Source organism: Ottowia thiooxydans (assembly GCF_040548795.1).
Taxonomy (GTDB): Bacteria; Pseudomonadota; Gammaproteobacteria; order Burkholderiales; family Burkholderiaceae_C; genus Ottowia; species Ottowia thiooxydans_A.
The window spans coordinates 240560-263735 of record NZ_JBEPSH010000002.1; the positions used below are offsets into that span (position 1 = coordinate 240560).

Annotated in this window: 20 protein-coding genes; 7 read left to right on the forward strand and 13 right to left on the reverse strand. The window is 58.8% G+C overall.

Annotated features, from left to right (window positions below):
* The first annotated feature begins 100 nt into the window (after positions 1-100).
* The 3 genes from fahA to ABIE13_RS04755 all read left to right on the forward strand — a co-directional run bounded on the left by fahA (position 101) and on the right by ABIE13_RS04755 (position 3587).
* Positions 101-1414 carry a fumarylacetoacetase gene (fahA, locus tag ABIE13_RS04745; RefSeq protein ID WP_354441632.1) on the forward strand — a complete coding sequence of 438 codons (1314 nt, stop codon included), beginning with the start codon at positions 101-103 and terminating at the stop codon, positions 1412-1414.
* Between the two features lie 68 nt (positions 1415-1482).
* Positions 1483-2721, forward strand: a complete 1239-nt coding sequence (dinB, locus tag ABIE13_RS04750) for a DNA polymerase IV (RefSeq protein ID WP_354442345.1) — start codon at positions 1483-1485, stop codon at positions 2719-2721.
* Between the two features lie 20 nt (positions 2722-2741).
* Positions 2742-3587: an enoyl-CoA hydratase-related protein gene (locus ABIE13_RS04755; RefSeq protein ID WP_354441634.1), complete on the forward strand. Its 846-nt coding sequence runs from the start codon at positions 2742-2744 to the stop codon at positions 3585-3587.
* A 41-nt stretch (positions 3588-3628) separates the two neighbouring features.
* Here ABIE13_RS04755 and queF read toward each other — a convergent pair whose 3' ends face one another.
* From queF to ABIE13_RS04790, 7 genes are all read right to left on the reverse strand, one after another.
* Positions 3629-4483, reverse strand: a complete 855-nt coding sequence (gene queF / locus ABIE13_RS04760) for an NADPH-dependent 7-cyano-7-deazaguanine reductase QueF (RefSeq protein WP_354441636.1) — start codon at positions 4481-4483, stop codon at positions 3629-3631.
* Complete coding sequence (locus tag ABIE13_RS04765) at positions 4480-5421, reverse strand: alpha/beta fold hydrolase (RefSeq protein ID WP_354441638.1); 942 nt, start codon at positions 5419-5421, stop codon at positions 4480-4482. The genes queF and ABIE13_RS04765 overlap by 4 nt, the downstream gene beginning before the upstream one ends.
* A 613-nt stretch (positions 5422-6034) precedes the next feature.
* On the reverse strand, positions 6035-6883 hold the full coding sequence (locus tag ABIE13_RS04770; protein ID WP_354441640.1) for a 2OG-Fe(II) oxygenase: 849 nt from the start codon (positions 6881-6883) through the stop codon (positions 6035-6037).
* A gap of 73 nt (positions 6884-6956) precedes the next feature.
* Positions 6957-7730 (reverse strand): peroxide stress protein YaaA, encoded by a 774-nt coding sequence (gene yaaA / locus ABIE13_RS04775; RefSeq protein ID WP_354441642.1) that lies wholly within the window; start codon positions 7728-7730, stop codon positions 6957-6959.
* Positions 7731-7787: 57 nt separating this feature from the next.
* Complete coding sequence (locus ABIE13_RS04780) at positions 7788-8561, reverse strand: 3-hydroxybutyrate dehydrogenase (protein ID WP_354441644.1); 774 nt, start codon at positions 8559-8561, stop codon at positions 7788-7790.
* A 251-nt stretch (positions 8562-8812) separates the two neighbouring features.
* Positions 8813-9454 (reverse strand): CoA transferase subunit B, encoded by a 642-nt coding sequence (locus ABIE13_RS04785; protein WP_354441646.1) that lies wholly within the window; start codon positions 9452-9454, stop codon positions 8813-8815.
* A gap of 11 nt (positions 9455-9465) precedes the next feature.
* A complete protein-coding gene (locus ABIE13_RS04790; RefSeq protein WP_354441648.1) occupies positions 9466-10167 on the reverse strand; it encodes a CoA transferase subunit A in 702 nt (233 codons plus the stop codon).
* A gap of 105 nt (positions 10168-10272) precedes the next feature.
* Here ABIE13_RS04790 and ABIE13_RS04795 point away from each other — a divergent pair, with 105 nt between their 5' ends.
* On the forward strand, positions 10273-10866 hold the full coding sequence (locus ABIE13_RS04795) for a peroxidase-related enzyme (protein WP_354441650.1): 594 nt from the start codon (positions 10273-10275) through the stop codon (positions 10864-10866).
* A gap of 140 nt (positions 10867-11006) precedes the next feature.
* On the opposite strand, the gene ABIE13_RS04800 is transcribed toward ABIE13_RS04795, so the two are convergent.
* Positions 11007-11903 carry a LysR family transcriptional regulator gene (locus tag ABIE13_RS04800; protein ID WP_354441652.1) on the reverse strand — a complete coding sequence of 299 codons (897 nt, stop codon included), beginning with the start codon at positions 11901-11903 and terminating at the stop codon, positions 11007-11009.
* Positions 11904-12034: 131 nt separating this feature from the next.
* Between ABIE13_RS04800 and ABIE13_RS04805 the strand changes: the two genes are divergently transcribed.
* From ABIE13_RS04805 to ABIE13_RS04815, 3 genes are all read left to right on the forward strand, one after another.
* Positions 12035-14977 carry a molybdopterin oxidoreductase family protein gene (locus ABIE13_RS04805; protein ID WP_354441653.1) on the forward strand — a complete coding sequence of 981 codons (2943 nt, stop codon included), beginning with the start codon at positions 12035-12037 and terminating at the stop codon, positions 14975-14977.
* Positions 14974-15702, forward strand: coding sequence for a 4Fe-4S dicluster domain-containing protein (locus ABIE13_RS04810; protein WP_354441654.1), 729 nt, complete (start codon positions 14974-14976; stop codon positions 15700-15702). The genes ABIE13_RS04805 and ABIE13_RS04810 overlap by 4 nt, the downstream gene beginning before the upstream one ends.
* Before the next feature lie 220 nt (positions 15703-15922).
* Positions 15923-16837 carry a dimethyl sulfoxide reductase anchor subunit family protein gene (locus ABIE13_RS04815; protein WP_354441656.1) on the forward strand — a complete coding sequence of 305 codons (915 nt, stop codon included), beginning with the start codon at positions 15923-15925 and terminating at the stop codon, positions 16835-16837.
* Between the two features lie 183 nt (positions 16838-17020).
* Here ABIE13_RS04815 and ABIE13_RS04820 read toward each other — a convergent pair whose 3' ends face one another.
* The 5 genes from ABIE13_RS04820 to ABIE13_RS04840 all read right to left on the reverse strand — a co-directional run bounded on the left by ABIE13_RS04820 (position 17021) and on the right by ABIE13_RS04840 (position 22877).
* On the reverse strand, positions 17021-18331 hold the full coding sequence (locus tag ABIE13_RS04820; RefSeq protein WP_354441657.1) for an NAD(P)/FAD-dependent oxidoreductase: 1311 nt from the start codon (positions 18329-18331) through the stop codon (positions 17021-17023).
* Positions 18332-18499: 168 nt separating this feature from the next.
* Positions 18500-19324, reverse strand: coding sequence for an enoyl-CoA hydratase/isomerase family protein (locus ABIE13_RS04825; RefSeq protein ID WP_354441658.1), 825 nt, complete (start codon positions 19322-19324; stop codon positions 18500-18502).
* Between the two features lie 316 nt (positions 19325-19640).
* Positions 19641-20621, reverse strand: a complete 981-nt coding sequence (locus ABIE13_RS04830; protein WP_354441660.1) for a Bug family tripartite tricarboxylate transporter substrate binding protein — start codon at positions 20619-20621, stop codon at positions 19641-19643.
* A 218-nt stretch (positions 20622-20839) separates the two neighbouring features.
* Positions 20840-22084 carry a CaiB/BaiF CoA transferase family protein gene (locus ABIE13_RS04835; protein ID WP_354441661.1) on the reverse strand — a complete coding sequence of 415 codons (1245 nt, stop codon included), beginning with the start codon at positions 22082-22084 and terminating at the stop codon, positions 20840-20842.
* Between the two features lie 37 nt (positions 22085-22121).
* Complete coding sequence (locus ABIE13_RS04840) at positions 22122-22877, reverse strand: IclR family transcriptional regulator (protein WP_354441663.1); 756 nt, start codon at positions 22875-22877, stop codon at positions 22122-22124.
* Between the last annotated feature and the right edge of the window lie 299 nt (positions 22878-23176).

Sequence of the window (23176 nt, forward strand, 5' to 3'; positions counted from 1 at the left end):
ACGGTGGCAGGTTTGTTGTCACGAATTACGAAAACGTCAATAGGTTCAATAGACAGGTACCATCTCGACCATTCCGCATATCCAGGCTACAGGAAGCTTCATGACAAAACTCAACGAAACGCACGACCCCGCCCTGACAAGCTGGGTGGCGTCGGCGAATGATGGACGTACAGATTTTCCCATCCAGAACCTCCCGTTCGCGGTGTTCCGCCGCCAAGGTTCGCAGGAGCCGTGGCGTGGCGGCGTCGCCATTGGTGATCAGATCGTCGACATGCATGCGGCGCTTGGGGCAGCTGTCTTCGAAGGTGACGCTCTGCCCGCAGCGCGCGCAGCGGCCGAGACCACGCTCAATCAATTGATGGGGCTGGGGGCAGTGGCTCTGTCACACCTGCGGCGGGCGCTTTCTAAAGCCCTGCAAACCGGCTCCAAGAACGAAGCAGCGCTTAAAGCCTGCCTGATTCCACAATCACAAGCCGAATATGCGCTGCCTGCCAGCATCGGCGACTACACCGATTTCTATACCTCCATACACCACGCGACCAATATCGGTAAGCAGTTCCGCCCGGACAACCCATTGCTACCCAACTACAAATGGGTGCCGATCGGCTATCACGGGCGCTCCTCCAGCATTGGCATCTCGGGACAGTCTTTCAAACGGCCTCAAGGTCAGATCAAACCACCAGATGCGGATACTCCACAGGTCAAGCCCAGTGCGCGTGTTGATATTGAACTGGAGATGGGCATCTTTGTAGGCCAGGGCAACGCCTTGGGTGAGTCCATTTCTATCGAGCAGGCCGAATCACACATCTTCGGGCTCGTACTGTTCAATGACTGGTCAGCACGCGATATTCAACCCTGGGAATACCAGCCGCTAGGCCCCTTCCTGGCCAAAAACTTCGCCTCGACCGTATCGCCCTGGATCGTGACGATGGAAGCACTGGCGCCCTTTCGCGCTTCGTTCGCACACCCTGCCGATGACCCCCAACCCCTGCCCTACCTCAGCAGCGCCGCCAATAGCGCAGCAGGCGGCCTGGACATCCAGCTCGAAGCGCTGATCGAAACACCTCGCATGCGCAATGACAAGGCAGAACCGGCCCGCATCACCCTCACCAATTACCGCCACGCCTATTGGACGGCCGCCCAGTTGGTGACGCACCACACGCTGAACGGCTGCAACCTGCAGCCGGGCGATCTGCTGGGTACCGGCACCCTCTCCGGCCCCAGCCTGGACCAAGCCTGCGCGCTGATTGAGTTGACCTCTGGAGGCAAGAACCCTGTTCAACTCCCCAACGGCGAGAGCCGGACCTGGCTGGAAGACGGTGACACCGTCATCCTGCGTGGTTGGTGCGAAAAACCTGGCACGACACGCATCGGTTTCGGAGAATGCGTAGGGACCGTGCTTCCATCCACCTGAGTTCCCATCTGGACTCACGGGAGACTGCCGTGTCGCCAACCCCGAGCCGCCGCATTGCGCACCTGGACATGGACGCGTTCTATGCGTCCGTGGAATGGCTGCGCTATCCGCAGCTCAGAGGCTTGCCGATGGTGATTGGCGGCGCGCGCAGGCGCGAAGATGACCTGATTGCCCGTCTGAAGGCAGCCCACCCGGAACGGGAGTGGACGCCAGAGCACCTGGCCGAAATTCCGGTCGATTTCTTCCCTCTGCTGCGCGACTACGTCGGGCGCGGCGTGATCACCACGGCCACCTACCCTGCGCGCCAATTCGGCATTGGTTCGGCCATGGGCCTGATGAAAGCAGCCAAGCTCTGCCCGCAGGCGATTTTGCTGCCGGTAGATTTTGAGCAGTACCGCAAGTATTCGCGCATGTTCAAAGACACCATCCGGGATATTGCCCCGCTGATGGAAGACCGAGGCGTAGATGAGGTCTACATCGATTTCACCGATGTACCCGGCGGGCAACGGGATGGCGGGCGTGTGCTGGCGCGCCTGATTCAGAAAAGCATTGCCAGCGTCACGGGTTTGACCTGCTCCATTGGCGTGGCGCCCAATAAGCTCATGGCCAAGATGGCGAGCGAATTCAATAAGCCGAACGGCATCAGCATTGTGCGAGAGAGCGATCTTGAGACGATGATCTGGCCCCTGCCCTGCCGCAAGATCAACGGAATCGGACCTAAGGCAGACGAGCGGCTGCAAAGCCATGGTGTACGCACCATTGGTGAACTGGCGCAACGCGATCTGCCATGGTTGATGGCAAACTTTGGCAAGACCTATGGCGCCTGGCTTCACCGCGCCGCGCACGGCAGGGACGACCGCCCTGTGGTGACGGAAAGCGAGCCTGTGAGCATGAGCCGCGAAACCACGTTCGAACGCGACCTGCATGCGGTGCATGACCGCTCCACCTTGAGCACCATTTTTACGCGGCTTTGTGAGCAAGTGGCCAGCGATCTGGCTCGCAAAGGATACGTAGGCAAGACCATAGGCATCAAGCTGCGTTTTGATGACTTCAAGATCATGACGCGGGATCAGAGCATTGAGACCCACACCGCAGACCCCAAGCTCATACGGCAGGTCGCAGGACTCTGCCTGAAGCGTGCAGATCTGTCGCGCCGCCTGCGTTTGCTGGGTGTACGGGTTGGCTCCCTGGTCAAGCTTGATGAGGCGAACAAGTCCGTACAGAATCCAAAAGAAAAAACAGGTGAGGTGCTCCTATCCGCACCAAAATCGGCGGCGCATGACACGCTGACCAGAGATTTGTTCTAAACAATATTGGAGACATTGCCATGGCTTTGCAACTTAGCTGTTTTTCACTGAACATCACCGACCACATCGCCCATTTGGTGCTCAATCGCCCTGACGAGCTGAACACCATGAACCCTGCGTTCTGGCGCGAACTGGACCAGGTGTTGACGCATTTGCAGCGGGTTGGAGAAGCCAGAGCGCTGGTCATTTCCAGCACGGGCAAGCATTTTTCCGCTGGCATGGCTCTGGACGTCTTCGGTGGTGCCATACAAATGGACGACCAGAGCGCAGAAGGCCGTGCAGCGATCTTTGATCTGCTGACGAATATGCAGGCCACCTTCAGCAAGATGGAGTCCTTGCGCATACCGGTGATAGCCGCACTGCACGGCGGCTGTATTGGCGGCGCGGTGGACATGGTGACCGCCGCCTGTATTCGCTATGCCAGCGCCGACGCCTTCTTCTGCATACAGGAGATCAATATCGGCATGGTGGCAGATGTTGGTACTTTGCAGCGCTTGCCCAAACTGATTCCACTGGCTGTGGTCAAGGAACTTGCTTACACGGGTCGGCGCCTGGGAGCACAGAAGGCCATGCAATACGGCCTGGTCAATGAGGTGTTCGAAACGCCGGAGGCCACGCTGGCGGCGGCAATGCAGTGCGCAAGGGAAATTGCTGCTAAACCACCCGTCGCGGTATGGGGTACCAAGCAGGCTGTGAACTACGCGCGCGATCACTCCGTGGAAGACAGCCTGCGCCAGATGGGTTGGCTGCAAGGCACCATTTGGAGCAACGCGCATGTGCGCGAGGCTGTGACCGCCATGAAAGAGAAACGGGCGGCGGAGTTCCCCCCGCTCTCGGAGCTTAAGAACTTCAGCGAATTCAAGTAAGAACGTTGGCGGCCCCGGCGTCGCCAGGCGAGCACAAGTGGCTATTGGCGAGCCGTGCGAATACTTGCCGGCAGCGGGCTCGGATGGCTGGTGCGCCATGGATTGATGTCCAGACCCCCCCGGCGGGTGTAGCGGGCATAGACCGAAAGCTTGGCGGGTCGGCAACGTGCCCATATGTCCATGAACATGCGCTCCACGCAATGCTCATGAAAATCATCATGACCTCGAAAGCTCACGATGTAGCGGAGCAAACCCTCTTGGTCGATCTGCGGGCCGGTGTAGCGGATCTGCACACTGCCCCAGTCAGGCTGCCCGGTCACAGGGCAGTTGCTTTTAAGCAAACGGCTGGTCAGCGTTTCTTCCACTGGTTTTTCATCTACGACAGATGACAGCAGCTCGGGCGCTGGGTGGAAATGATCGCATTCGATGTCTAGCCGATCCAGGTTGACGCCGTCCAGCTCGTGCAGCGGCGCACTGTCAAAATCTTCTGGCAACAAGAGTTTGACGCCTGCGGACGAGCGCTTCTCCCCGCCCCCCCAGATAGCCTGGCTCACGTCCTGGCTGATACGCTGGCGGACTTCTTCGGCGTCGCCCATACGGGTGCCGCTGAAGCTGCCCAGGTACAGCTTGAATGACTTGCTTTCGACAATGTGCGTGCTTTCGGCCGGCACCATCACCTGAGCAATGGCCACCTGCGGCTTTCCACGTTTATTCAGCCAGGAAAGCTCGTACGCCGTCCAAAGGTCTGCACCAAAGAAAATGGGTTGGCCATGAATGCCCATGCCCACGCGCTGGGGAGCACGTGCAATGGGGTAAAGCAGGCCGGCGTCGTATTGATCCACATAGGTGGTGGACTTGCCTAGCGGCGAATCCGCTGTGTCTTGGGAATGGCTCATGGTTCAGCTCGGAGGGTAGAGGACTGAGTTTCAGACCCCAAGGGATGCTCGGCGAGAAAAGGTAATAGCACTGCAAGGACGCGGCGCAAAATTTCTGGGTGAACCGCAGGCGCCAGGTCATGCGCCATGTCGGGGATCATCTGCAAGCGAGCCCCCGGAATGCGCCGGGCTGTATCTTCACCGCAAACCGGCGGCACCAGGGGGTCTTGCTTGCCATGGATGACCAAGGTGGGGGTAGAGATGCTCGCCAACTGCTTGGCCCTCTTGCCGTCGGTAAGGATGGCAGCCAGTTGCCGGGCCGTAGCGTCTGTGTCTGGACTATGCCGCGCTGCGGTGCGTTCGAACACTTCCATGAACGCCTCCTGGGATGGCGGTAGCGTAGGGCTTGAGATGGCTTGCAGAAAGCGTACATAGTAGCGTGCGAGCGTCTCGGCATCTGCCTGGCCTCGTGGCTTGCCTGCGCCTGCGCGCATAACGGCCGAAGTGGGTTTCATCAGGCCGCGGGCACCGCTGCTGCCCATGATGCAGGTGAGGCTTTGAACTCTTTTGGGCGCAGCCAAAGCGACGCGCTGCGCGATCATGGCGCCCATGCTCAGGCCTATCACGTGGGCCCGCTCTATCTCCAGTGCGTCCAGGACACCGAGTGCATCGGCGGCCATGTCAGACAGCGAGTAGGGAAGACGGGGCCGCAAACCCAGCCAAGCTTGGGTAGCGATCCAGGGCAGGTTGGGTGGTGACTTTCCCGGGAAGTGTTTGGAGAGGCCGGCATCTCGGTTGTCGAAACGGAGCACTCGATAACCGGCGTCGATCAGGGCTTGCATGAATTCGGCGGGCCAATGGATGAGTTGGCCGCCCAAGCCCATGATCAGGAGGATAGGTTCACCGGGGCCGCCGGTGTCTTCGGCTTCTATGGGGATGCCGTTGACTGAGAGTTTCATGGTTTAGTTGAACTCGATTGCGGACGGCGGGACTGAATTTGAACCCTCTGCCTCTCGGAGAGACTGACGCGGACGCGCCTGCCGACTTGAGCCCCAGAACGGGAACGGGTGCGCCGTTTTACTCCCTCTCCCTTTGGGAGAGGGCGGGGGGGGCCGGCCAACCGGTGAGGGCTAGCAGCGGTTGAGTTGTCCGCGGCGTTTATTAGTTGCCTTCTGCGCTTGCATTGAGGTCGGAGGCCGGGGAGTGCGCCCGGCAGCGCAGCCACCTTCTTTTGCTCCGCCAAAAGAACCTGGCGCAAGAAAAGGCGGCCCCACTGTCCGTGACCCTGCGCTTCGCTCCGGGCAACCTGTGGTGCTCGGTCCAGGGGCGGTGCGGCAGAACTCGCTACTTTCGCTTCGCTCAATACGCTCAAACAGCTGCCGCAAGCTAGTTCACGAAGCAAGAGCATCTTGCAGTGCTCTTGCCCGCCCCTGGCCCTGCGCTCCTCGGCACGGCCAAAGGGGTGGGAGACCTGACTCGGGCCATTGCTGCGCTCGGCCCTCGAATAGTTAGTCATTCCCTCTGGTGGGAAAGATAAGTACGAAACCTCGTCAGCCCTGCGACTACGATCCTTCAACGAAACTCGCCCTCGCGCAGCCATTTGGTCGCGATCCATTTCTCGCCTGCAATGACCGGCGCTCCGCCGTGCAAGGTCCCAGTGGAAGCATGTGGACGCTCATAGCTGAAGAACACAGCGTTGCCGCGCTTGGGCGCCACTTCAAAATGCACCCCTGGGAATGTCGTGCCACCGCCCTTTTCTGGCTCGTTGAGGTACATCACCACCGTACCGACCCGCTGGCCCCCGCGCTTGAGGATGCTGGCCGTGCCGGGTTCGCTGGGGTTGAAATAGTCATAGTGCGGGCGGTATTCGGTGCCCGGCACATACTGGAGCACTTGAAGACCTTCCCCGTTCTCGACTGGCCAGTTGAGGATCTTGGCAATCCGCGCTTCGATCTTCTTGACCAACTCGCTTTCGCCACGCTGGAAAAACATGCCCTGGCTGGTGCGGTCGGCATGAACTTCCTCGCCACCGGTCTGGGTGGCCACGGTCAGGGAGCGGCTCAGGCGGGGGGTGGCCAGGGCGATCAATTGGTCACACTCTTCATCAGAGAGCAGGCCACCGAGCACGACCAACCTTGGCAGAACCATGGTGCTGAGCACCGCAACGCGGCGGTCGCCGCCGTCGAGGTACAGCGGAGACTCATCCAGATCGGGCTCTGGCACAGCAACTGCAGGCGGCATGCCCTGCGCAATGGCCTGTTTCTCCAAGTGCTCGCGCAGCGTGGACTCCATGGCTTCCGTCGCTACGTCTTCATCCCAGCCAGAGGATTTCATGGATTCCAGCACCGTCTCTGGACTGAAGCCAGCCTGGGCCTGAGAAACAATCCACTGTCTTAGTTCGGGTGTGATGTGCTGGCTCATAACCTGAATTATGAAAGATGAAGATCAAGCTGGGAACTGCAGTTGAGCGAGCCAGCTGGTAACGAGAATGAGGTCACACCTTCCTGCGAAAGACCATGCGATCAGTTTCAGAAACGGACGCATCGAACGCATAGCCTTCCAGATTGAATCCTTCGAGCTTTTTGGGAGTGGTTGCGCGCTTTTGCACCGCGTAGCGTGCCATCAAACCGCGAGCTCGTTTGGCAAAGAAGCTGATGATCTTGTACTCGCCGGACTTATAGTCTTCAAACACGCATTCAATCACACGTGCCTTGAGGGCTTTTCGGTCGACGGATTTGAAGTATTCCTGCGAGGCCAGATTGACCACAATAGGCGTTCGTTCTCCGGATTGCCGCTCATTGAGGTGCTCAGCAATGGCGCTACCCCAGAATTGGTAGAGATTGGAGCCCTTGTCGGTCTGCAGGCGTGTACCCATTTCCAACCGGTAGGGTTGCATGCGATCCAGAGGTCGCAACACCCCATAGAGGCCACTCAAGATGCAAACGTGGTCCTGCGCCCACTCCAATTCAGCGGTGGTCATGCTCTTGGCCTCCAGGCCACCGTAGACGTCGCCGTCAAAGGCGAGAGCAGCCTGCTTGGAATTGCGGGCCGTGAATCGCGTTGACCAAGCCTCATAGCGAGCCACATTCAGCGTGGAAAGCGCGTCACTGAGGTGCATCAACTGAGCGATCTGAGCCGGCGTTTTTTCGCGCAGCACTTTGATCAACTCAGCGGATTGACGGGTAAACAACGGCTGCGTATGAGGTACTTCGGCCGGGACGGGGGTGTCGTAATCGAGCGCTTTCGCGGGAGAGAGAAGAAACAGCATGTCCTCGATTTTGTACCAAGATGAGGCCTGTCTGGCCCCAACGCTTCACAACGCCAGTTACTGCGCCGTCCAGCCGCCATCTGAGGCCCAAGCCTGGCCGCGCACGTTGTCCGCTGCAGGTGAGCAGAAAAACACCGCCATGCCGCCCAGTTGCTCAGGCGTGGTGAACTGAAGAGAAGGCTCCTTCTCCTGCAGCAGGTCTTTGGTGGCCTGCTCGACGCTGATGTTCTCGCGTGCCGCGCGGTCGTCGATCTGCTTTTGAACCAGAGCCGTCAATACCCAGCCAGGACAGATGGCGTTGGCCGTGATGCCCGTGGTGGCGGTCTCGAGGGCAACTGACTTGGTCATCCCCACCAGGCCATGCTTGGCAGTCACATAGGCGCTCTTGCCTGCCGACGCCACTAACCCATGCGCAGATGCGATGTTGATGATGCGGCCCCAGTTTTTTTGGCGCATGTAGGGCATGGCCAGGCGGGTCGTGTGAAAAGCCGAATTCAGGTTGATGGCGATGATGGCATCCCAGCGCTCGGTGGGAAAGTCTTCGACATTGGCCACGTATTGGATGCCGGCGTTATTGACGAGGATGTCCACACCGCCAAAATTGTCTGCTGCGAACTTCATCATGGCTTCGATCTCAGCCGGCTTGCTCATATCCGCGCCATGGTGCTGCACCTTGACACCGTGAGCCGCGATCTGAGCTTTGGGGCCTTCGACGTCGCCGAAACCGTTCATGACGATATTGACCCCCTGCTTGGCCAGCTCGATGGCGATGCCAAGCCCAATGCCACTGGTGGAACCTGTCACAAGCGCGGTTTTACCTTTGAGATTCATCACGTGTTCTCCTGCCATTGAAAAGAAAAAAGGCAGGAATGCGTTATCGACACGCTCCCTGCCCCCTTAGATACTTAGGTGCATTTCGACGCAATACCGTTCAATCGGGGTCTTCGTCATTCCCGCGCAGGCGGGAATCCAGGATGAGCATGAACAAGACCTAAGGGGTTCAAGACGCTCTGGATTCCCGCCTGCGCGGGAATGACGGGTGTCGCGCATTCAACTGAACAGTATTGCATTTGGACGCTTGCCTATTTGAGCAGCGTCACTCCGGTCTTGGACTGCGCTTCTTCGAAAGTTACGCCGTCAGCCAGTTCGGTCACTTTCAGACCCTGCTCCGTGACGTCAAACACGCCCAAGTCAGTGATGATGCGATCCACCACGCCCACGCCTGTGAGGGGCAAATTGCATTTGGGCAGGATCTTCATGTCCGTGGTGCCGTCTTTTTTCTTGGCCACGTGTTCCATGAGCACAATGACGCGCTTCACACCAGCCACCAGGTCCATGGCGCCGCCCATGCCCTTGACCATCTTGCCCGGAATCATCCAGTTGGCCAGATCGCCGGTTTCACTGACCTGCATGGCGCCCAGGATGCTGAGGTTGATCTTGCCGCCGCGGATCATGGCAAAGCTGTCATGGCTGCCAAAAATGCTGCTGCCCTTGATGGTGGTGACGGTTTGTTTGCCAGCGTTGATGAGGTCGGCGTCTACCTCGTCTTCGGTCGGAAAAGGACCGATGCCCATCATGCCATTCTCGCTTTGCAGCCAGACTTCCTTGTCAGCAGGCACGTGGTTGGCCACCAGCGTGGGGATGCCGATGCCCAGGTTGACGTAAAAGCCGTCCTCCAACTCCTGCGCCGCACGCGCAGCCATTTGATCTTGCGTCCAAGCCATGTCGTCTACTCCTACTTGCTTTCGCGCAGCGTGCGCTTTTCGATGCGTTTTTCGGGATTGGGGTTGTGCACGATACGGTGCACGTAGATGCCCGGCAAGTGAATGTCGTCGGGAGCCAGTTCGCCCGTAGCCACCACGCGCTCCACCTCCACGATGCAGAGTTTGCCTGCCATGGCCGCTGCGGGGTTGAAGTTGCGCGCCGTGAGGTTAAAGCGTAAGTTGCCCGCATGATCGGCAACCTCTGCCTTGACCAAGGCCACGTCGACCACCAACGAGCGCTCCATGACGTAGGTTTCGCCGTCGAACTCACGCAATTCCTTGCCTTCGGCCACGAGTGTGCCGACGCCAGTCTTGGTGAAAAAAGCAGGGATGCCCGCACCACCCGCACGCAGCTTCTCCGCCAGAGTTCCCTGAGGTGTGAACTCAAGTTCCAATTCGCCCGCCAGGTATTGGCGTTCAAATTCCTTGTTTTCACCCACGTAACTGGCAATCATTTTCTTGATCTGCCGAGTTTCCAGGAGCTTGCCCAAGCCGAAACCATCAACTCCTGCGTTGTTCGAAACGCATGTGAGGTCTTTGACCCCGGAGTCATGAAGGGCCTGGATCAGCGCCTCGGGAATACCGCAAAGGCCGAATCCGCCGACAGCCAGCATCTGGCCATCCTTGACGACGCCCTTGAGCGCCTCATCGGCCGAAGGAAATATCTTGTTCAATTGAAAGCCTCCAACATGTGCAACCGCGGGACATTCTAAGACCTAGGGAAGCTGCCGGCCCATAATCATTGGGCATGTCCCCGCTTACCATCAAGAAAGGCACCCATGAGCCGCTACCCTCTCGCTGACATCAACACCCTACCGGATGACATCAAGGCCAAGGTGCTTGAGGTGCAAGCCAAGGCGGGTTTCGTGCCCAACGTGTTTCTAGCCCTGGCCCGCCGCCCCGCAGAATGGCGAGCTTTCTTTGCCTACCACGACGCGCTGATGGACCCCGAAAGCACGGGAAGAACCAGTCACCTTACAAAAGGTGACCGCGAAATGATTGTCACAACCACCAGTGCGGCCAACCAGTGCCTGTATTGCGTGGTGGCGCACGGAGCACTGCTGCGCATCTACGAGAAAAAGCCGAATGTGGCGGATCAGGTCGCGGTGAACTACCGCAAGGCCACCGATATCAGCCCGCGCCAAAGAGCTATGCTTGATTTCGCCATGAAGGTTTGCCAGCGATCGCATGAAGTGGAAGATGCAGACTTTGAAGCGCTGCACCAGCACGGCTTCGATGATGAAGACATCTGGGACATCACCGCCATCACGGCTTTCTTCGGCTTGTCCAACCGCGTAGCGAGCGTCACCGGTATGCAACCCAACCCCGAGTTCTATCTAATGGGCCGTGTACCCAAGGAAAAAAAGGTCTAAGGCCAATGCTGTTCAGTTAAACCCAGTCCGTTCGCGCTGAGCCTGTCGAAGCGTCGCACCCGGCTTCGACAAGCTCAGCCCGAACGGGTATTTGTGTGCTTAAGTGAACAGCATTGGGTCTAAGGCCTCAACCCTAAGACTCAAGCCATGGCGTCAGTATCTGCCCCACAGTGCCTGAGAAAATCCAGCACCGCTTGCCCCTGATGTTTACGGCGGTGAAGAACGATGCTAAGGCGCCGCCTGGCCTGTGGCAGGTTGGCTTGCACCAAGGCCAGCCGCCCGTCCTTCAGAGACTGCTCGACCGCGTACCTGGAAAGACAGGATATGCCGTCGCCGCAAGCCACGACCCGCTTGATGGCTTCCGTGCTGCCCAACTCCATGGTCACTCTCACCTGCGTGAGGTGACTGAGAAGCCATTCATCGGCCACCTGACGCGTGCCCGAGCCTGATTCGCGCAGCACCCAGTGGCACTGAGCCAATTGCTGTTGCGTGGCAGTACTTCCCGCCAAAGGGTGGTCTGGCGCCGCAATAATGACCAGTTCGTCGTCCAGCCAGGGATGAATTGTGACTTCCGTATGGGTTTGCGGCCCCTCCACAAACCCAACATCCACCTCCAGGTCAGCCACGGCCTCTATCACTTCCTTGGTGTTCCCGACGCGAACCTGGATCAGGCTCTTGGGCCAGGCCTGAACCCAGGCGGCAATTCGATCCGGGAGAAGATACTCACCGATGGTGAAGCTGGCTGCCACACGGATATGAGCGCCTCGCTCGGTCTGAAAAAGCGACTGCATGTCGCTCGCCTGTTCGAGCATGGCCTGAGCAGGGGCGAGCAGCGCTCTGCCGTTGGAATTGAGAACGAGCCGCCGCCCCACGCGATCAAACAAAGGGGCACCCAGTGCCTCTTCCAATTCAGCCAGAGAGGCACTGGCAGCCGACTGCGAGCGGGACATCTGAGCCGCAGCAGCATGCGTGGTGCCTGTACGGGCCATGGCCACAAAAATGCTGAGTTGCCGTAGCGTGAGCTTGGGAGGGGTCATGGGAAGGATAGAAGGGGCAATTGACCATATTTATCGATCATGCTGAACGCAATTATCCGTTTTTATTCTTTATGACGCCGACATACCATTCATAGGCATAAGAGTGAAGCCCACGAATGGAGCGCCAGACCATGAGCAGTTCCGAGACATCGCCGTTGCATGACCCGTTGGCGCCTGCGCTGCCGGGCGCCACTACAGAAGTCAAAACAACCACCTGCTATATGTGCGCCTGCCGCTGCGGCATCCGCGTGCATCTGCGAGACGGGGGTGATGGCCCTGAAGTTCGCTACATCGAAGGAAACCCTGAGCACCCGCTCAACAAAGGCATTCTGTGCGCCAAGGGGTCTTCCGGCATCATGAAGCAGTACTCCCCTGCCCGCCTGACGCAGCCGCTGCGCCGCAAGCCGGGCAGCGAGCGAGGTGCCGGTGAGTTCGAACCCATCTCCTGGGAAGAAACCTTCAAGATTCTTGAAGAGCGGTTGGCCCATCTGCGTGAGACTGATCCAAAGCGCTTTGCGCTCTTTACCGGGCGTGATCAGATGCAAGCGCTCACGGGCTTGTTCGCCCGCCAGTTCGGCACGCCCAACTATGCCGCGCACGGCGGCTTCTGCTCGGTGAACATGGCCGCCGGGATGATCTACACCATAGGTGGCTCATTCTGGGAATTTGGCGGACCCGACCTGGAGCGCGCCAAGCTCTTCGTGATGATTGGCACGGCTGAAGACCATCACAGCAACCCCATGAAGGCTTCACTCTCGAAGTTCAAGCGGGCAGGCGGTAAATTCATAGCCATCAATCCGGTGCGCACGGGCTACGCAGCCATCGCCGATGAATGGATTCCCATTCGCCCCGGCACCGATGGCGCTCTGTTCATGGCCTTGATTCGCGAGTTGATCGCGCTGGGTCTGTACGACCGGGACTTCGTGGCCCGCTATACCAACGCCGGACAGTTGGTCAATCGCGATGAAGCGAGCGACGATTTCGGCATGATGCTGCGCAACGAAGAAGGCGACGTCGTCAACCCGCTGCGTCCCCACAATTTCTGGTGGTGGGACCGCCATGCCAACAAGGCTGTGCCCGATCATGCGGAAGGGGCAGACCCAGCGCTTTTCGGTGACTACACCATGCCCGACGGCACGCCTGCCGTACCAGCTTTTCAACTTCTCGAAGAGCGCGTGCACGATTGCACGCCGGAATGGGCCTCAGAGATCACCGGCATTCCAGCCGCCACCATCAGGCGCCTGGCCCATGAGATGGGCGTCACGGCCCGGGACCAGACCGTTGAACTGCCCATTCCGTGGACCGACTGGTGGGGCCGCAAACACGCCAGCGTCAAGGGCAACCCTGTGGCATTTCACGCCATGCGGGGGCTGGCCGCGCACAGCAATGGCTTTCATTCGATTCGCTCGCTGGCCATCCTGATGTCCTTGCTGGGCACGATTGACCGGCCAGGGGGCTTTCGCCACAAAGCACCCTACCCTCGCGCCGTGCCGCCGAACGCCCGGCCGCCCAAGGGGCCGCAATCCGTACAGCCTGGCAAGCCGCTGGATGCCCCGCCGCTGGGCTGGATTGAATCGCCAGAAGATCTCTTCGTGGACGAGGATGGCGAAGCAATCCGCATAGACAAGGGCTTTTCCTGGGAATATCCATTCTCTGCCCACGGGCTGATGCACAACGTGATCACCAATGCGTGGCGCGGGGAGCCCTATCCTGTGGACACCCTCATGCTGTTCATGGCCAATATGGCCTGGAATTCGAGCATGAATACGTCACAGGTCAGGCAGATGCTCACGGACAAGCGTGAGGGCACCAACGACTACCGCATTCCGTTCATTGTGGTCTGCGACGCCTTCCAGTCGGAGATGACAGCCTTTGCCGATCTGATCCTGCCGGACACCACGTACCTGGAGCGCCACGATGTGATGTCCATGCTCGACCGCCCCATCAGCGAGTTCGATGGGCCGTGCGATTCTGTTCGGGTACCGGTGCTGCCCCCACGCGGCGAATGCAAGCCCTTCCAGGAAGTACTGATTGAGCTGGGTTCAAGGCTGAAACTGCCTGCATTCACACAGGCGGACGGCACACGCAAGTACCGCGACTACCCCGACTTCATCGTCAACTACGAAACCGCACCGGGCTCCGGCATAGGTTTTTTGATTGGCTGGCGCGGCGAAGACGGCAACCAGTCTCTGCGTGGCAAGCCGCATCCGGATCAGTGGGAAAAATACGCCGCCAACAACTGCGTGCACCACGTCACCATGCCGCAGGAAATCCAGTACATGCGCAACTGGAACCGTGGTTATCTGGAGTGGGCTCAAAAGGTCGGCCTGCGACGCGACCTGGATCCCATCGTGATCCACATCTACTCAGAATTCATGCAGCGCTTCCGATTGGCCGCCCAGGGCAAGGGCAACGGCCGCAAGCCGCCAGAGCGCCTGCGCGAGCGGGTCGCCACTTATTTCGATCCTCTGCCTGTCTGGTATGCACCGCTGGAACTTCAGACCACTGATTTGAAACGTTACCCGCTTGCGGCGATCACCCAGCGCCCGATGGCCATGTACCATTCCTGGGACTCGCAAAACGCTTGGCTGCGGCAGATTCACGCGCACAACTACCTGTTCGTGAACCCCGTGACCGCTCGCGCAGAAGGCATTGAGGATGGCGACTGGATGTGGGCGGAGTCCATGTGGGGCAAGGTGCGTTGCATGTGCCGGCACAGCGAGGCAGTGGAACCCGGCACCGTATGGACGTGGAACGCCATTGGCAAGTCCAAGACTGCGTGGGCGCTTTCTCATGACGCCAACGAATCGCAGCTTGGCTTCCTGTTGAATCACCTCATCAGCGAAGAGCTGCCGCCGGACGCCAGTGGCCAGCGAGTATCCAACTCAGATCCAGTCACGGGACAAGCTGGCTGGTACGACGTGCGCGTAAGCATCCGCAAGGCAGGCGCCAATGAACCAGAACACACCTGGCCTCAATTTGACGCCGTGCCCGCGCCACCCGGGCGAGCGCGCGCGCCAAAGTGGCGAGCCTGGTTCGCTGGACGAGCAGAAAAAGAGGGAGGCCAGTCATGAGCCAGTTGGCACTTGTGATCGATCTGAATGTGTGCGTGGGCTGCCACGCCTGCGTGACCAGTTGCAAGCAATGGAACACGTCTGGCAGCGCGGGCGCACTGGTAGATGAGAACCCCTATGGGTCTGACCCCACCGGCACCTTCTTCAACCGCGTACAAACTTTTGAGGTGGGGGAATTTCCCAATACGCAGACAGTGCACTTTCCTAAGAGCTGCCTGCATTGTGAGGAACCACCCTGCGTGCCAGTGTGTCCCACGGGTGCGAGCTACAAGCGCAAGGAAGACGGCATTGTCCTGGTTGACTACGACAAATGCATAGGCTGCAAGTACTGCGCTTGGGCCTGCCCTTACGGTGTACGTGAATTGGACGAGAAGCGCCAGGTCATGACCAAGTGCACCCTGTGTGTGGACCGCATCTACGACGAGAAGCTGCCCCAGGCAGAGCGCAAGCCCGCCTGCGTCATCGCCTGCCCGACCAATGCGCGCCTGTTCGGCGATGTGCATGACCCTGAGTCCGAGGTGTCTACGGCCATCCGGGAGCGCGGAGGCTATCCGCTCATGCCTGAGCAGGGCACGCTGCCTGCCAACCATTACCTGCCTCGCCGCAAGGCCGAGTTGCGCATAGACCCCGCTCAGATTGTCCGAGAAGAGAATCCGCTGCGCGTGGAAGGCCGCGAGCCGAAGTATGGCTCTGGCGGGCCGCTTGAAGCGGACTGGGAACACTAGGATGAGCTCCCCCCTGAGTCGCTTGCGCGCCTTCCCCCTGAGGGACGCCACTGGCGGCCTGGCAAAGCCAGCTCCGCGGTGGCACTGGCATGGCTTGCTCCGCAGCCCCTGGGCTCTTCTCTCCTCCCACGCTGGGTTGCGCCGCTGTACCTCCACCATTTTTGTAGGCTGCAAGTAGAACGCAGCGCTATGGGTAATTGATATGCATCCTCCGTTTTCAATGATTTTCTTCACCACCCTGGCGGGAGCCGCGCAGGGGTTGCTGCTGGTGCTGGTGGGCATTCAATTCTCGGTGCAGTGGCGCTTGGCGCAAGCGCCGCAAGCGCTGTTCATCGCGGGGGCAGCCGTCATCCTGGTGCTCTCCGCCATCGGCTTGGTCGCGGCAACGTTTCACCTGGGTCGCCCTATGCGCGCCTGGCGCTCAGCCGCCATGTGGCGCACGTCATGGCTGTCGCGCGAGGTCATTGTTCTACCGGCCTTCATGGCCGCGGTAGCCGTGTGGGGCGGGTTTCATTGGCTGGGCACGCCCAGCGCAGCGGCCGCGATCATCGCCGCAGTATTGGCGTTGCTGCTCTACCTGTGCACCGGCATGATCTACGCGGCAGTAAAAGCCATCAAGGAATGGGCCACACCGATGACGCCAGTGAATTACGCCTTGTTGGGACTGGCTTCCGGCCTGCTGCTGTCTACCGCCTTGACTGCATGGCTGGCCCCTGGCTTCACTCCCCTGCTTGCGAAGCTGACTCTGGGGGCGATTGTCTTGAGTGCACTTGCGCGAGGAGCTACGCTGTGGCGCAATCTGAGCCTCGTGCCGACCACCACCACGCAAACCGCCATCGGTGTGCGGCACCCCAAGATTGATCAGAAAGCACAGGGTGCCATGGGTGGCTCGTTCAACACCCGGGAGTTCTTTCACGGAAAGACACCTCAAGCTGTGCAAACCATCCGTTGGAGCGCTGTGGTTCTAGGGTTTGTAATTCCTGCGGCTGTGCTGGCCATCACGCTGGGCGCCTCGTCCGCAGTCATGCTGACACTGCTCTTTGTCGTACAGTGGATGGGCATGCTGGCAGAGCGTTGGAGCTTCTTCGCGGAAGGACAGCACCCGCAAAATTTGTATTACAGAAGCCGTTCTTGAAGCTTTACTCCGGCACGGATGGCGCGGCGGTTCATTATTTGATTCGCTCCCTCCATTAGGGCTCCCCCCTGGGACCGCCGAGCTCCTGCTTGGCATTCTTTGCTTCCCGGTAGCGCCGCCTATGCCGAGCAGGAGCTCGGCGGTCCCAGCGAAATTCCAGTGAAATTCATTGGCTAAGGCTGCTCAGTGCAGCTTGACCAGCGCTGTACTGCGCTTCACAAGCGCCCTGGCAATCGCCAGGCCCACGGTTCTGCCCAAACCCAAAATAGCCTTGTGATGCATCAGATGAAGACTGATGTAGAGCCACCGCGCGAACAAGCCATCGACAAAGAGGGTGCCACCGGTCAAAGCTCCCATCAAACTTCCGACGCTGGTCTGGGTGCCTATTGAAACCAGAGAGCCATGATCTTGATAACGGTAGGGCTTTGTCGAAGGTTCTCGTCCATTCACAGCGCGAACAATCGCGTCGTAAACGTAATCAGCTTGTTGATGCGCGGCCTGCGCCCTGGGAGGAACCGGCTTGCCATCAGGCTGAATGCATGAAGCGCAGTCGCCTATCGCATACACATGGTCATGGCCCTTGACATTCAGTCTGTCGGTCACCTCCAGTTGACCAAGCTTGTTAACCGGCAGCCCCAACGAAGACAGAAATGCCGGCGCCTTGATGCCTGCCGCCCATACACAGATGTCGAAGTTGAACCTTTGGCCTTCGCTATCTTGCAGATGTGACGTCTCTATCTGGCTGACACGGCAATTGGTCACCACCTGCACATGTCTTTTGCCAAGAAGATCAGTGGCCCCATTGGATATCCTCTCACTGAGAGGTGCCAGTATGCGGCTGGAGCCTTCCAGCAAGGTGATCTTCAGATCAACATCAGGCACAAGGTGCTCAAAGCCATAGTTGGCGTAAATACCACTGGCTTCACGCAATTCAGCGGCCAACTCCACACCTGTCGCGCCACCTCCGATGATCACCACCTCCACGACACCGGGGCCGCCTTCCGCTTTGCTCTGCTCCGCGCGGATCATCTGATTCATCATGGCCACGCGAAAGCGCTCTGCGTCACTGGTGGCGTTCAGAGAAATGGTGTTCTCTGCGGCACCCGGCGTGTTGTAGTAGTTCGAAGTACTGCCAACGGCAATGCATAGTTTGGAGAACCTGACGCGTCGCTCTGGATAGACCACCCGGCCGTCCATCGCATCCGATGCGGAAACGACAACTTCACGCGCCGCGTGATCAACCGCGGAAAATGATCCGTAGACGAAGGTGAAATTGTTCTCGTAGGCCAGCATGGAATAAGACAAGCCCTCCTGATTCATATCCAGGGTGCCGGCTGCCACTTCATGCAAGGTGGGCTTCCAGATGTGGTTCAAGTCGCGTTCAATTAAAAACACGCGCGCCTTGCCCAACTTTCTTCCCAATTTGCAGGCAAGCTCAAGCCCACCTGCGCCACCGCCCACGATCACCACTCTTTCGTTATCGGAATTTTCCATTCTGACCCTCAGAAATGACCTCATCAATACGCATCTGAAGCCGGCATGGCAGAAGGCTCTCCTTCTTGCGCCCACGCTCCTGGGCCATTGTGCGCCATGCGCAGAGTGCGCATAAGTGATAGGTCTATCCGGGCATGCGCAGGAGGAACTCCCGCATCCCTGAAAAAATCAGGTTTCTTCCTTGCGAGGCCAGCGGAACTTCGGCGGCTGCTTGTTCGCAAACCGCTTGGCCGCATCGGTGTGAAATTCGGTGTTCAAAGCAATTGCGGCGCCTTCTGCTTCCAGGTTCAGCATGGTCTGCAGATCGCTGCGCACTGACTGATTCAAAGCCCGTTTAGAAATGCTTAGAACCGTACCTGAAGCGTTCGCCATGGCGGTGGCGATGGCGCGAGCACGCACCATCAATTGCTCCGGTGGATGCACCTCCAAGGCAATTCCCAGCTGCAGCGCCTCCTCGGCATCCACTTCACGCGCTGAAAAAACCAGCTCCTTGGCCCGCTGCAAACCCACGGCTCGCGGCAAGGTGTAGAACGTCCCCAAATCCGGGACAGCCCCGACGCGTCCAAACGCCGCACAAAAGCGCGCATTGGTGGCCGCCAATACCAGGTCGGCCGTCAGAGCCAGGCCAAACCCCGCCCCCGCAGCCACGCCTTGAACCGCCGCAATCACCGGGCGATCGAAGTTCACCAGCATCTGCACTATCGGATGGAGATTCAACATGCGCTGACGGCGTGCTTCGATATTTTCCGAGCCTGCCTCAGCGACGGCGCTCATGTCCTTCACATCTCCACCCGAGCAAAAATTGCCACCCGCGCCGGACAGAATCAGTACTTTCAGAGTCCGGTCCGCACTCAAGTTCTCCAGCAGGCGGCGGAGTTCGTTGCGTGTGGCGATATCAATCGCGTTCATGCGATGCGGACGATTGATCGTGATGACTCCGATTCCGTTCTCCTGCTCATACAGCAGATTGGATTCTGTACCGGCCTGATTCATAGCGTCTCCATCAATACCCAAAGGTCGTCAATGACCCAAGGGTGGTCACATCTAGGGCGTGTTCACACTAAATTCACCCCCGCGCCGGGGTTTTCCGGGTCGCAGTGCGAGGCGCGTCGTGCCGCCAAGGTGCGATCCTTGGCAAGAGGCGCAACGCGGCAATGCGGCCCGGAAAACCCCGGCCCGAAGGGTGAGGCTCAGGCAAACTGCACCCGGCGTTGCAAATCCTCGCCGGGTGTCCAACCCGGCTGCGGTTTGCGCCTTGATTGCAGCTCGCCTGAACCTCACGCGGGGGTGAATTTAGTGTGAACACGCCCTAACCCCCCGGTGCAAGATTCAATTCACGGATCAGCGGTGGCCAGATGGCCTGCTCTTCCTTCATCTTCTTGTCGAGATCTTCCGGAGATCCGCCCATGGGAGTCATACCTATCTTGGCGAGCTCCTGAGTCACCTCAGGTGAGCGAAGTCCCTCGGTCAAGGCCTGATTAAGCTTATCGATCACAGGCTTCGGTGTCTTGGCAGGAGCCAACAAGCCTAACCATACACCAGAGTTGGCAAGGCTTTTGAGCCCCTGCTCACTGGCCGTTGGCGCAGTGGGAAACTCCGGCAAACGGGCATTGGATGTCACACCCAGGAGTTTGGCCTTGCCAGCCTTTACAAAGGCCGCCGCGGCGGAAGGCGTCACCAACGTGAGATCCACGTGGCCGCCCATCACATCAGTCAGCGCAGGAGCCGTTCCTTTGAAGTGCACGACCTGAACGTCTATCCCCTCTTCCTTCTTGATCCGCTCCATCAGCAAATGCTGCGGCGTGGCAGGTCCGGGTGAGCCCATGGAAAGCGGTTTACCGGATTTCTTGCTCTGTTCAATCAGTGATTTGAAGGTATCTGCTCCTATGTCAGGTCGAGCCACGATCAAATAGGGCGATTCAGAGATAAGTCCGATCGAGGTGAAGTCCTTGATGGGGTCAAAAGAGAGCTTGGGAAACAAAGCGCTCGTCATGGGGTGGGAATTGAACATCAGCAGTATGGTCTGCCCATCTGGTGCAGCGCGCGCCACGGCTTCAGCGGCAATGTTTCCACTGGCACCTGCACGGTTTTCCACAATGAAGGTTTGACCCATTCCCGCCGCCAGTTTGGGCGCAATCAGTCTGGCCACGATATCTGTAGCGCCCCCAGGTTGGTTGCCAACCAAAAGGCGGCTCGCCTTGGTCTGCGCGGATGCAGCGACCGACCCGAAGGTCACGAGGGTTGCGAGCCCCATCTTCAAGATAGCGCCCAGGAACATGTCTCTTCTCATGATCTGTTCTCCTTTTCGATGAAATTCATGGCACCTCAACCCGGTCAATGTGGCCTTGCGTAACGCTTCGACAAGCTCAGCCCGAACGGACTTTTGGGGGTTTCATTTCTCTGTCAAAGACCAAGGCCGTTCGGGCTGAGCTCGGCCTGTCCTGAGCCTGTCGAAGAGTCGAAGCCTCACACTGCGCCTCGGCAAGCGTAAGAGTGGACTTGTTTTTACTAAAGCACTTCGGCATCAGCTGTCTTGGTAATGCCCGCTTTCAGCATGGCATCTATTTTTTCCGCCCCATAGCCCAACTCTTGCAGGATTTCGACGCTGTGTTCACCTATCGAGGGCGCGTGCCGCCAGATCGACACATCCGCATGGCTCCAGCGCGTACTTGGCCGCATTTGGCGAATCCGCCCTACCGTGGGGTGATCGGAGAGCTCAAACAACTTCACCTGCTCAAGATGCGGGTCAGCCACCAAATCGCTCATGGTGCTGACCACGGCAGCAGGAATCGCCGCATTGCTCAAAAGCCCGGCCCACTCCTTGGCGGATTTCCCCAGGAAGGCGTTTGAAAGCAGTTCATAGATCGCAGGCCAGTTTTTCTGGCGCACCTCGAGAGATGCAAATATAGGAAGCCGCCTGGTGGCCTCAGGAATTTCAAGCAGTTCAAACAAGGCGCTGAACTGTTTGTCGTTGTACGGCGTGACGACGATGAAACCATCGGCCGTTCGATAGGGTTTTCTGCCAGGGCTCAGCAACCTTGCATACCCGGCCGGGCCTTCCTGCGGCTCATAGGCAAGCCCTCCAAGATGATCGCCCAGCACCATCTGCGCGACCGTCTCGAACATGGGGACTTCTAAGAATTGCCCTTCGCCCGTTCGGGCTCTGAGCAAAAGGGCCGCCAGTGTGGCGTGAACCGCTGTGGTCCCCGTCAAACGATCGGCCGCATTCCAGGGAACAAAAATAGGCTGATCAAGCCCTTGTTCAAAAAACAGCCCGGCGAGACCGGTGGCTCCCTGGATGATGTCGTCAAACGCAGGGCGGTTGGCATAGCATCCACCGCTTCCAAACCCAACCAGTGCGACGTAGATCAGACGAGGATTGATGGCTCGAAGATCTTCATAGTCAAGGCCTGCGCGGCGCATGCCTTCGGGCCGCACATTGTGAATGAAGACATCTGCACTGCGACAAAGATCAAGCACGGCCTGCTTGCCTTGCGGGTCTTTCACGTCGAGAACAATGCTCCGCTTGTTGCGCCCGGTAGCCAGGTACATGGAACCCATCGCAGGAACCTTGCATGTTCCTGCATGTCGCGCGACGTCGCCCTCGGGTGGTTCCACCTTGACGACATCGGCCCCATAGTCGCCAAAAATCTGGGTTGCCAATGGCCCCATCAAGACGGTGGACACGTCGACCACCCGCACACCGTCCAGCGGACGAGGCGCCACTGGGCTCGGTTTAATTTTCCCACTCATGAATTAAATATACATGAGCAAGAACAAAAAGCACAAGCTAGGCGAGGGTTTTCACCAGCCCATCTGGCCCTACATGTTTCACAATGATGGCCTTCGCCTGTTCCGCAATCTCAACCAGGCAGTGTTCGATGCGCTGCTGCGCACCGGCGATCAGCACCGCGTAGCTTCTCCCGTGCACAAATACAGGAAACGCGACGGCCACCATCCCCAATGAGTATTCCTGGTGCCCCTCGAACCAGCCGCGCTCCAGGGATTTTTGAATCTCGGCCTCCACCGCTTCAGCACTCATGAGAGACGTAGGCGTATAGGCTTTGTAGCGCGCCTTTTTAAGCAGGGCCGACCTCTCCTTGAGAGGTCGCTGAGCAAGCAGCGCTCGCCCGGTTGCAGCACTGACCAGCGGCACCAGTTTGCCTTTCGGCGCGGTATAGCGCATGGCATGGGCGGACTCTGCGGAAGCCAGAAACACCACGTCCTGCCCTGATTGGGCTGCCAGCACCGCAGTCTCCCCGGACATTTCGGAAAGCTCTGCCAGTAGCGCGTTGGTCTCAGGTGGCACCACCTGCCCGGAAGTGATCTTGAGAGTCAGGTCCTCAAGCATGGGCGTGGGGTAGTACCCGGCCCGAGGACGGGGTTCATAGATAAAGCCTCGCCCGGCCAGGGTCGTGAGCAAATTGAAGGTACTGGAACGAGGCCAGCCGAGGTCTTCCGAGATTTCCGACAATGTGGCGGGCTGCCTACGCTTGGCAAAGTACTCAAGCAGATCGAGCACCTGGGCTGCTTGCTTTACGGTCATGACTTGGACAAAGAATTCATGGCAGAGCTTGAATTATGGCGTTGTGCTTTCGTTCGGTTTGCAGGCCGCTGAATTACAGATTGCGTTCTATCATTTATCACTGTTCGGCCGTTGCACCACCACAACCACCGTTCGGGCTGAGCTTGTCGAAGCGTTGCGCAAGGCTTCGACAAGCTCAGCCCGAACGGATTTTTTGTAAGCCGAGCACGATGGGTGTCACGCAACGAGAAGGTTGCCACGAAGCGTGACTGGGCTCAATGAGGGGGACGCATACTGACCGTCGCGCAATAGATCTCGAA